The 289-nt window shown below is 61.9% G+C and carries 1 protein-coding gene; it reads right to left on the bottom strand.

Features of this window, described 5'->3' with window-relative positions; all coding sequences use genetic code 11:
• Nucleotides 1–289 (bottom strand): B12-binding domain-containing protein (locus WA675_RS27320; protein WP_336088335.1); only part of this gene is annotated, 289 nt, incomplete at both ends.

The raw sequence follows: 289 nt of genomic DNA, 5'->3' as shown, positions 1-289 counted from the left end.
CACCGTCGCCAACACGATCCGGCCCTTACCCGAATCATCGGTCGCTTCCATGTGCGGTTCCAGATGCGCCACCGCCGTCTTCATCACCTCGGCCGACTGCAACACGAACGGCAACTGCATCTGACCCGAACCGAACAGTTCACCGACTGTCTTCATGCCCGACAGCAGGGTCTCGTTGATGATCTGCAACGGCGGCACCGTCTGCATCGCCTCGTCCAAGTCCACGTCCAGACCGTTGCGCTCACCATCGACGATGCGCCGCTCCAACCGCTCGAACAACGGCAACGCG

It is taken from the genome of Nocardia sp. SSK8 (assembly GCF_037034205.1).
Classification (GTDB): domain Bacteria; phylum Actinomycetota; class Actinomycetes; order Mycobacteriales; family Mycobacteriaceae; genus Nocardia.
The sequence above is the reverse complement of the archived record's forward strand: the minus strand, read 5'-3'. Positions and strand labels throughout refer to the sequence as shown.